The sequence below is a fragment of the Helicobacter cinaedi CCUG 18818 = ATCC BAA-847 genome (assembly GCF_000155475.1).
Taxonomy (GTDB): domain Bacteria; phylum Campylobacterota; class Campylobacteria; order Campylobacterales; family Helicobacteraceae; genus Helicobacter_C; species Helicobacter_C cinaedi.
On the sequence record NZ_DS990393.1, the window covers coordinates 377,667 to 387,798 of the forward strand.

The 10,132-nt window shown below is 37.8% G+C and carries 9 protein-coding genes; all 9 read right to left on the reverse strand.

All coding sequences use genetic code 11. The features are described from left to right. Positions 1-50 precede the first annotated feature (50 nt). Positions 51-1,364: a (Fe-S)-binding protein gene (locus HCCG_RS09835; RefSeq protein ID WP_002957379.1), complete on the reverse strand. Its 1,314-nt coding sequence runs from the start codon at positions 1,362-1,364 to the stop codon at positions 51-53. An 8-nt stretch (positions 1,365-1,372) separates the two neighbouring features. Further along, positions 1,373-2,746 (reverse strand): oxygen-independent coproporphyrinogen III oxidase, encoded by a 1,374-nt coding sequence (gene hemN, locus HCCG_RS09840; RefSeq protein ID WP_002957380.1) that lies wholly within the window; start codon positions 2,744-2,746, stop codon positions 1,373-1,375. A gap of 32 nt (positions 2,747-2,778) precedes the next feature. Beyond that, positions 2,779-3,222, reverse strand: coding sequence for a DUF2603 domain-containing protein (locus HCCG_RS09845; protein WP_002957381.1), 444 nt, complete (start codon positions 3,220-3,222; stop codon positions 2,779-2,781). Next, the gene (gene argF, locus HCCG_RS09850) at positions 3,223-4,209 is read right to left on the reverse strand and encodes an ornithine carbamoyltransferase (RefSeq protein ID WP_002957382.1); all 987 of its coding nucleotides are present in this window, start codon (positions 4,207-4,209) and stop codon (positions 3,223-3,225) included. 129 nt (positions 4,210-4,338) lie between these two features. Further along, the gene (locus HCCG_RS09855) at positions 4,339-4,956 is read right to left on the reverse strand and encodes an HP0838 family lipoprotein (RefSeq protein ID WP_002957383.1); all 618 of its coding nucleotides are present in this window, start codon (positions 4,954-4,956) and stop codon (positions 4,339-4,341) included. Between the two features lie 17 nt (positions 4,957-4,973). Continuing rightward, positions 4,974-5,684 carry an LPP20 family lipoprotein gene (locus HCCG_RS09860; RefSeq protein ID WP_014666253.1) on the reverse strand — a complete coding sequence of 237 codons (711 nt, stop codon included), beginning with the start codon at positions 5,682-5,684 and terminating at the stop codon, positions 4,974-4,976. 88 nt (positions 5,685-5,772) lie between these two features. Then, positions 5,773-6,864, reverse strand: a complete 1,092-nt coding sequence (locus tag HCCG_RS09865) for a glycosyltransferase (RefSeq protein WP_002957385.1) — start codon at positions 6,862-6,864, stop codon at positions 5,773-5,775. A gap of 3 nt (positions 6,865-6,867) precedes the next feature. After that, positions 6,868-8,301, reverse strand: coding sequence for a glycosyltransferase (locus HCCG_RS09870; RefSeq protein ID WP_015453217.1), 1,434 nt, complete (start codon positions 8,299-8,301; stop codon positions 6,868-6,870). Next, positions 8,276-9,694, reverse strand: coding sequence for an O-antigen ligase family protein (locus tag HCCG_RS09875; protein WP_002957387.1), 1,419 nt, complete (start codon positions 9,692-9,694; stop codon positions 8,276-8,278). Before HCCG_RS09875 ends, HCCG_RS09870 begins: the two co-directional genes overlap by 26 nt. Between the last annotated feature and the right edge of the window lie 438 nt (positions 9,695-10,132).

A 10,132-nucleotide genomic window follows, 5' to 3' on the forward strand; every position in this document is an offset into this window, starting at 1 on the left:
ATGCGTTTAAAATTTTGCTCATTTTTTAAGAAAATACAAAAACAAGCTTATCACTTCACACTTTCGCCCTTTAAAGCTTGAGCGATAAGCTCCAAGGGGTGAGCAAAACGCACTTTAGAATCTATTTGTGTGAGCACATTATCAATCTGCATACGACACGCCCCGCACTCCGCACTGACAATCTCCGCTCCACTTCTCTCTATCATCTCCGCCTTTGGCACACCAGCTTTGAGCGTGAGATCATAGCGTGAGCTTTGCATACTAATGCCTCCAAAACCACAGCACCTACTAGAATCGCTCATTTCTTTAAGCCTAAAGCCCTTTGATAAAAGCACTCGTGGCTCTTTATACACACCTAGCACCTTCCTAGCGTGGCAAGGGTCGTGATAAGTGATACTTTCCCCAGCAAGATTCTGTGGAATAATCTCACTTAAAGGCGTATGATGATAGAGCCACTCACTTGCCATATAAATTTTAGGTAAAAGCTTTTCAAGCCTTTGTGCATAATCTTTTAGAGTAGAATCTGAATCTAAAGCGTGAAGCCAATCTTTTTTAATCATCGCCGCACAAGTGGCTTCAGGGATTATCATCGCATCAATGCTATCCCAAAAACTTTCAAAATAATCAATATTTTTCTTTGCCAAATGCACCACGCTTTTCACATCGCCGGTAAAAAACGCCGGTGCACCGCAGCACTCCTGCAAATGCGGGACAAACGCCCTAATCCCCAAATGATTTAGAATCTCAAGCAAACTCTCCCCAACACTCACATAATTATAATTACTCAAACAACCGATAAAAATCGCCACCCTATTATGTTGCAAGGCATTTTTTGGAGCAGTTTTGGCAGTTGGCAAAATCTCACCTTGATATTTTTGCAAAAATGACTTTCTCCACACAGGGAAAACGGAGCGTTTAGCCCTTTTAGAATCCACACCCTTAAATAACTTTAGCCGACTAACAAGCCGCCCATTTTCTTCCTTAAACGCACAAGGCATAATAAAATGCACAAATCTAAACACAAAGTCCGCCGCCTTGCGATGACGCAAAAGGTAAAAATACGCCCTTTTATACCACGCAATGCCATATTTTTCCGCAATATCCACACGGACAGATTCTATTGCCACATCAACAGGCAGACTAGAAGGGCAGTGCGTTACGCAGGTGGTGCAAAGGAAGCAAGATTCAAAAATCTCCCTGCTTTGACTATTTAGCTCCAAATCGCCCCGTTTATACGCCCCTAGTAAATCCAAAAATCCACGCGGAGAGGTAACTTCATCGCGATTAGCCATATAAATGGTGCAGTTTGGGATACACTTCCCACACTTCACACACGCACTTGCCACACTTTGTAAATCAAGCATTATCGCTCCTAAATTGTCTTGCTAAAACGCTTTGTAGTATCATTTTGTAAATATGTATCAAATACCATAGCGATATTGCGGATAAGCATTCCGCCTGTGGGCGAAGTCTCTATGTTTGAAGGCGTGATTTGTATAAGCCCTAGCTCTTCATACTCTCGCAAAGATTCTAATTCATTGGCAAAATACGCCCTAAACTCAATCCCAAATCGCTTTTCAATCCCTTTAAAATCAAGTCGCAAATTATTCATAAGCCCCATAATGACTTCTTTACGCAAAATATCCTTTTCACTTAGCTTAACACCTCTCTCAACAGGTAATCGCCCCTCATCTAACGCCTTTTCATATTCCTGCATATCTTTATAATTTTGGGAATAATACCTTAACCCCTCGCTAATGCTTGTAAGCCCTATGCCGATAGTTTGCGAAAAGCCCCTTGTTGTGTAGCCTTGAAAATTCCTGCGAAGCTCGTTTTTAGCCTTAGCTAAATACAGCTCATCACTCTTTTTTGCAAAATGATCCATTCCTATCATCATATAGCCCTGCTCCTGTAAAAATGCAATGGTATTTTTTAGAATCTCAAGCTTTTGAGCGGGGTTTGGCAAAGTCGTCTCATCAATTTTCCGCATTGTTTTTTTCATCCACGGCAAATGTGCGTAATTAAAAATCGCCAGTCTATCAGGCTTTAGCCCAACCACCTTTTGCAAAGTATCCGCAAAGCTTTGCTCACTTTGATAGGGCAATCCATAAATCAAATCAAAATTTACAGATTCTGTGCCAAACTCACGCGCAAGGGCAATGGCATTGCTTACAATCTCAACGCTTTGAATCCTATGTATAGCTTCTTGCACCCTTTCATCAAAATCCTGCACCCCAAAGCTTAAACGATTAAAGCCATTTTCTTTTAAAACAGCCATTTGCTCACGCGAAAAAAACCGCGGATCCACCTCACAGCTCACTTCTGCATTCTTAGCAAAATTTGTAAAAACACCGCGGATAAGTCCAATCACACTTTCAAGCTCTTTAGCATTAAAAAATGTTGGTGTCCCCCCGCCAAAGTGAAACTGCACCACCTCACGCGAAGTATCCATAGAATCTTTAAGCAAGGCTAACTCTTTTTTCAAGTAATGAATATAACGCTCTTTTTTCTCTTCCTTGCTTGTATAGACGACATTGCAACCGCAAAAATAACAAGCCGAGCGACAAAAGGGCAAATGCGTGTAAAGTGAAAGGGGCAAAGAAGTAAAATCTGCTTCTTTTAACGCTTCTTTATAACTTGTATCATTCCAAGATTCTCTAAATTCCACCGCAGTGGGATAGCTTGTATAACGCGGAGCGGATTTTGAATACTTCACAAAAGCGTTAAAGTCAATATTTTGGCTCAAAATGTATCCTTTTCTTATTTTTTAAATACTTTTTATCTGGGCTTACGCAAATAATCAATGTCAAAAAACAAATTTGGGTGCTTCTTTTTAATATCTTTAGCAAGAATAGCGGTGTTTATCTCGGGTAAATTCCCATCTTTTAAACGCAAAGATTCTAAGATATTTGTAGCCACCGCCATCGCATCATCAAGATCTATTGGCATTTGTGAGATGATGTCTTTTTCAAGCTTCATCACTAGCTTTTCTTCTTGCATATTTTTAATGCGTGAAAGCAAACGCACAAAAAGTTTTTGCGGGAAAACAACATACTCTTCGCCCTGCTCATCTTGCAAAAACCACAACTCATCTTTTGAAAACTCCCCGCGTTGCATAGCAAGAAGCATTGTGTCATCTTCAAGCTGACGCAGGATTCCAAGATTCTCTTGAATAATTTTTTCTTTAGATTCTAGCCATTTATCTTGTTTTATATCTTTCATTTATAGCTCCATTTCCAAGGGGTAAGCAAGAGGCAAGTTATTCAACCTCACAAGAGCTAACATAATGGCTTTTTGTGCGTGGAGACGATTATTTGCCTCTTGGAATACGCGACTTTGTTTGCCCTCTAATACACTCTCACTCACTTCCTGTCCGCGATATGCAGGAAGGCAATGCAAAAAGATAGCATCTTCTTGTGCTAGATTCATAAGAGAATCATCTACACAAAAACCAACAAATGCCTTTTCTCGCTCTTTTTTCTGCTCCTCTTGTCCCATTGACGCCCAAGTGTCTGTTACCACCACATTGACTCCACTCACAGCCTTTTGTGGCTCCTGCATAATATGTATCGCTCCGCCACTTTGTTTGCAAGTTTTAAGGGCAGATTCTATAATATCTGTGCGTGGAAAATACCCAAGCGGCGAAGCTACCCGCAATTCAAAGCCAAGGATTGCTGCTAAGTTTATCCAAGAGTGAGCCATATTATTCCCATCGCCAATATACGCCACAATGGGCTTTTTAAGCCCATTTTTATGAATCCCATCAGGCAGAGCAATACCACACTCAAGCATTGTAAGATAATCTGCCATTAACTGCACAGGGTGAAAGTCATCACTCAAACCATTGATTATCGGCACAGATGAGTATTCTGCAAATTCTTGCAATTTTTCGTGCCTATCTGTTCTCATCATTACCATATCCACCATAGAGCTAATCACGCGTGAAGTATCCTTGATAGGCTCTCCGCGTCCAAGCTGTATGTCCTTGTGGGAAAGAAACATTCCGTGTCCGCCAAGCTGGTAGATTCCACCTTCAAAACTCACGCGTGTGCGAGTTGAACTTTTTTCAAAGATCATTGCAAGAATCTTACCTTTGAGATAAGGCGTATGATTGCTATTTCGTAGCTCTTGCTTGAGTTTCAAAGCAAGGTTAGTAACTGCTAGAATCTCATCTTTTGAAAAGTCATTTAATGTAAGAAAATGTCTCATCTACCTACCTTATGTGTCTTTTGATATGTTTATTAGTGAAAGCGGAGATTGTATCCAAAAATGGTAAGAAAATCTTACATTTTGAATGAGTTTGCAAGTTTATCAGTGGGCTTATCAATTTGCAAGATTTCAATTTGTAGAACTGCTCGGTGGGATATAATCCTCAATGCCAATGGTGATGTTTGCAGTAAGATTCTTAAACAGCACCTTATTTTTACTCCGCTCATAGTAAAACTCCTGACCACCTCGCACAAACCACTGCACAAAAAGAGTGCCGTCATTGGAAACGCGTTTGCCCTCGCCATCAAAAATATCTCGTGCAGCCAAAATATCGCTAAAGAGATTTGGATAGCTCACCTCACCAAAAAAGCTTTTAACCGCTATCCATTTTGAAGTGCATTGCTTTGCCATACACACCTCTTTTGGTGTAACGACAATCTCGCTCACAGGCTTACCAAGCTTATATAGCTCAACATTAAGCTTTTTGCTTGTTTTGTTATATTTAAACGAAGCAAAGTCATAGAATTTCACTCGTGGAGTGTCAATCAGCAGAATCTTAAACTTTGTTGGCTCTAAAACAGGGGGTTGATTGGGATTAATATCGGGATCTTCAAAGCTTTCAAGCCAAGCACAAGAAGCCAAGAAAAAAGCAAGAAAAAGGGCAAGTAAAAAAAAGTGTAGAAAAGGGAGCAAGAAAACAATGCTCCCTAAAAATGTTCGCTTAAAAACGCCAACTATTGCATTCATTACACTGCCTTAATCCCTTAAGCGCGTGCATTTGAGAGAATCTTATGCCAGATTCTACCATCAAGTTTTAGCTCCATATTGACTTGACATAAGCCATCTTTATACACGGTCTCAAGCACTTCAGCATTTCGGATAAGCGCTTGGACTTTTGTTTTCACAGTTGAGCTTTGAAGCATCATATCACGCACAGTATCTTGGGCATTTACTCTAATACCATACATTTTTTCACCGATTTGGCGATAAGCATCAACAATCGCCGCTCTCTTTGCCATAGCAAAAGCTTGTGAAGGTGAGAGTGAATTTTCAGGTGATACGCCTATACCAACCGCACTTAAAGTAATCTCATTTTCAGGTGTAAGCATTGGAGAGTTTGGAATATTATTCGTATCATTCCTGCCAATATACTCATCTCTATCTCTGTCAAACTTTGGCTCAAGGTTATCTTTATTTAAACCCGGCACTTCAACTTTCTCCACCACAAGCGTGTTAATCTTTTGATTGCCACTTGTCGGCTTGGAGATAAGATTAGGATTTGTATTGTATCCGGGCATTGGCGGATAAGTGGGAGCTTGGATTGGGGCATACATCGGCTGATTACTCGCACTTGGCGGAATTAGTCCATTATTAGCACCACCAGCATCGCCTACATTGAGCAAATCTCCGCAACCACTTAATGCAAACACAGCAAAACTTGCAACAATTGAACTCTTAAGCAAACCATTTTTCATATTCAGTCCTTTGAATTAAATTTCATAAGGACTAAAAGCAAGATGTGTTCCATATTTATCTTAAGCATTTGTATAGTCTATGCTTTGCCTATACTTTACCCATCACTTTACTTGCAAGGCGTTCCCACAAAGCTTGGAATGTTAGACGCAGCCTTTTAGGAAAAGCATAGATTCTAGGAAAATGATAGCAAAAGCGGTATTTTCCCTTGATACAAGGCAAAAATGGCTTTAAATCAGCCTTTGTAAAGCCAAGCTCTGAAACATAGCCAACAACACCCAAAAATCGTATTAGTCCATTTACATTACTACATATTATGCTTTCATAAAAAGATGTAATCTCTATACTGCCCTTATCTCTCGCTTCTTGTTGTAAGATCTTAAAATATTGCAGAATCTTAAAACGACTAAATGCTATTTTTATTTTCTTGTCTCGTGTCTGTCTGCCACGCATAATAGAATTTGGCGATAGTCTATAATTATAAACACAAGTATCATCAACATAAAGGCTTTGTGCTTTCATAGCCACTTCCGTGCAGAATGGAACATCTTCATAGATAATATGCGGAATAAATCTTATACTATTCTTAAAAATAAAATCAGTCCGTATAGTAAATGCCCAATCTGAAGTTATAAGCGTTTGTCCTCGCATATTTTCTACAAGCTCCTTAGGTGTGTATCGCCCCTTGATATGTGGAGCAAACACGCGAAAATCACAAGGAGACTTTTTGCCACCTTTTTCATCACGGACTATTATATGGCTTTCAATCAATACATCTACATTCTCTTTTATTAAAACTTTTGATATATGCTCCAGTGCGTTAAGCTCCAAATAATCATCAGAATCCACAAAGACGATGTAGCTTTTATTTGTGGTGTTGTGAGATTCTTGCTGGGGGGGGGGTATAAGAGATTTTTGCCTAGCCACATCTAGCCCCTTGTTACGAGCCATTGATACTCCTTGATTTTCTTGATGGATAAGCATTAAGCGTGAGTCCTTCTTGACATACTTCTCGGCGATTGCCCAGCTAGAATCCGTGCTACCATCATCAACAAGAATAGCTTCAAACTCCGTATATGTTTGATAAATGATAGAATCTAAACATTCTTTAAGATAAGATTCCACATTGTAAATTGGCACGATGATAAAAAATTTTATATTCTCCATTCCCTTTTTCTTCATTCTCTACCCCCTAAACACTTCTTCCCATAAAGGCATAATCACCTCTTTTGAGAATTTCTCTTTTACTCTTCGCTTGGCTTTTAATCCCATAGATTCTCTTTTATCTTTATCACTCATTAGCGTAAAAAGTTTATCGGCATAACCCTGCAAGTCATTATCTTCTATAAGGTAGCCGCTTATGTGAGATTCTATAATATCACTTGGACCCGTTGCTACATCAAAGGCGATGGGACACAAAGCATACGAGCAAGATTCTAAAAGCACCATAGGGAAGCCCTCAACATAACTAGTCATCGCATAAATACTAGCACTTAAATACTCTTTTTCTACATCTTTTGTGAAAGGTTTTAGGATAATGCTATCTTGTAGGTTTTTTTCTTTTATTTTAGATTCTATTTGTTCTTGTAAGACTCCACTGCCAACAATGATAAGCTGCCAAGATTCTAAGCTTTTTTTGTGCGTTGCCGTTTCCGCCCTTTTAAGAGAGTTTGCCTTTCGTGCTTCATCATTTATGCTTAAACTCCTTGCACTCAAGGCTTCACAACTCTTAAAATCATCGCAAACTACTTCCGCACTGATTTGCTTAGAATCTAAAATTGTTTCGTGGCTATCAATCTTGTCATATTTGCAAGTGTGGACAAAATCCTTGCGGATTGTGTTAGCCTTTGAAAAAGGCGAAATATCTTTTTTTGATTCTAAGTTTTTAGATACTTCGCTACGCTCAGTATGACAAGAAGTAGGTTTAGCATAACAAAGATTAGAATCTAAATTTTCATCATTTTTGCACCCTAAACCCCGCAGCCCACCCATTCTCTCTTGCACCTTTTCCCAAATATCTATAAGTCTTAAAAAGCCTTTTTGATCGCCCCTATCCATACGCCCAACGGATATGATTCTACGCTGATTGGAATCTGTGTTTTTCTGTGAAATATTAGGCAGAAAGTTTGGAATAACTTTGATGTTGTTGTGATAGTATTGCCAAGTTGAAAGCTCAGCAGAAGAAAGAATAATAAGAACATCAAAATAATTGTTGCGAGAATGATACTTGCTAAAATTTAAGTGAATAATACGACAATAGTGCGTCTTTGAATATTTAAAAAAAGGCGTGTAGGTTGCACAATTACTGATTATTACATCAAAATGAGAAAATCTTTGGCTTACTTGCAAACTCAAAATAAACTTATACAGATTCTTATAATACATTTTTGATAAAATATTCCCGCATTGCTTTTTGGCATACTCCACCTCGGCGATGTTGTGCCATATATGGAGATTCACGCTCTCATTTAGCCTATAGGGCAAAATAGCATTTGCCCTATAAAAGCTTAAAACACTCACTTGATGCCCCAGCTCACTTAAGGCATTGGCGAGATTCACACATACTCGCTCCGCCCCTCCGGTAATGCTTATGTCATTGATTGTTAGTAAGATTTTCATCTCTCCACCCTAAACCAACCACAACCCCACACCAAATAAAAATACATTGCAAAATTTGGGGATACAACGCATCAAAAAGGCTTTGTATACAGATCCCACACACAAATATAATTAAGCTCAATCCCCAAAATGACTTCCATCTGTATTCTTGCTTTTGCATACATCTATATCCGCTATAAAGCAAAAAAAACTGAAAAATCACAATACAAACAAAACCTATTACACCATAAGAAAAAAGCAGACTTACTGCAAAATTATGTGGGTGATTATAGCCATTCATGTTCATATTATTTGAATTATTTTCAAAGTTTATATACGACCTGTTTTGATGATTTTTAAGACTATAATAACGCCATAAATACTCACCAATCTGAAAAACACCTACAATATGAGGTTTAAAAGGAGAATCTGCAACAGCCAAAAGTGTAGATTTTGTCATATTAATACGAGAAAGAGAGGAGTGTTCCCAGGTCATCTCATTTTGGCCAAGAGCCAGACTTTCTGGAAGGCAATCAATATACTTAGAAAAGCAAAGCTTATCATATTGCCCCATTTCTATGGGGTTAGTATTCCACACCACAACAAAATTATCAATCATATGTGCGAAATTATACCTATCAGAAAAAGATTTTGATGCGTGATAAAAGCCTATTACAAATGTTATACCAATACACAGCACGAATAATAGCACTTTTAATTTATGTTTGTATTGCCATACAAAAAAAGGAATAAATAACATACCAACAAATGCAACCAAAAAACTACGCTCACCATTGGCAAGCATCGCAAACAAACTTAGAATAAGTCCAATAAAACTTAAGATCTTATAAGTCCATTTTTTAAATGTAAACACACCGGCCAAACTCATTGAAGCTGGGGCAATAAGCCAAATATTATATGTAAAAACAACTTGAAAGAAAAAGGGGATATTATCAGTATTTAAAAGGCCATTCTTTAAGCCCAAACATATGGTAGAACACACTTCTAAAACACATAATAATACAAATGCGGCTAAAAAGAAAAAAACATTCTTAGCTTTTCCATACATACCAAACAAGAACATAGAAACAAACAGAACAAAATAACCCACTATATGCTGATTAACAGATTTTAAAACAACCGATATTTGTCTTACCCACACATCATCAAAAATCGTCAAAATCCCCAATAAGCAAACAATGACAAAACAACAAATTGGAACGGACAAAATTTTCCACAAAGCCCTTGAAAACAAACGATAGTTATAAAATATAAACAACAAACCACCAATGTGAAAGAATGTTTGTGTCTTAAGTGATTTGCCAAAACTAGATAATCCTAGTGCGTAACACAACATTCCAACACAAAATAACCCTAAAGTTATCTCTTGATTATATTTTTTAATAAATCCCACAATAATTATCCTTGCTTGTTTAGTAGATCCATTCTACCCCATTTTTCCAAATACTTTAGCACAATTACTATAATTGCAATGTCAAACTTATAATAGAATCCGCTCTTTAATCTTAATTTAAATCACACATTCTTAAAGCTTAAAGTGCTATAAAATCTCCAAAAGGAGTAAAAATACAAACACGCCCCAGCAAACCTCCACTAAAAATCACTATAAAAGCTATCCCCTACACTTAAATTTCAATAATAAAGCAAATTCTAACATACACACCACGAAAAAGCTTCACACCGCACCAAATCCTTAACAACAAAAACCAACAAATAAAAAACACTAGAAGTAAAATAAAAAGCTTTGTAACAAATAAACAAACCAAACAGAGCAATAAAGCCTAAAACCTATGTTAAATTTGTGCCTTTTCTAATTTTACCTTATCATCTT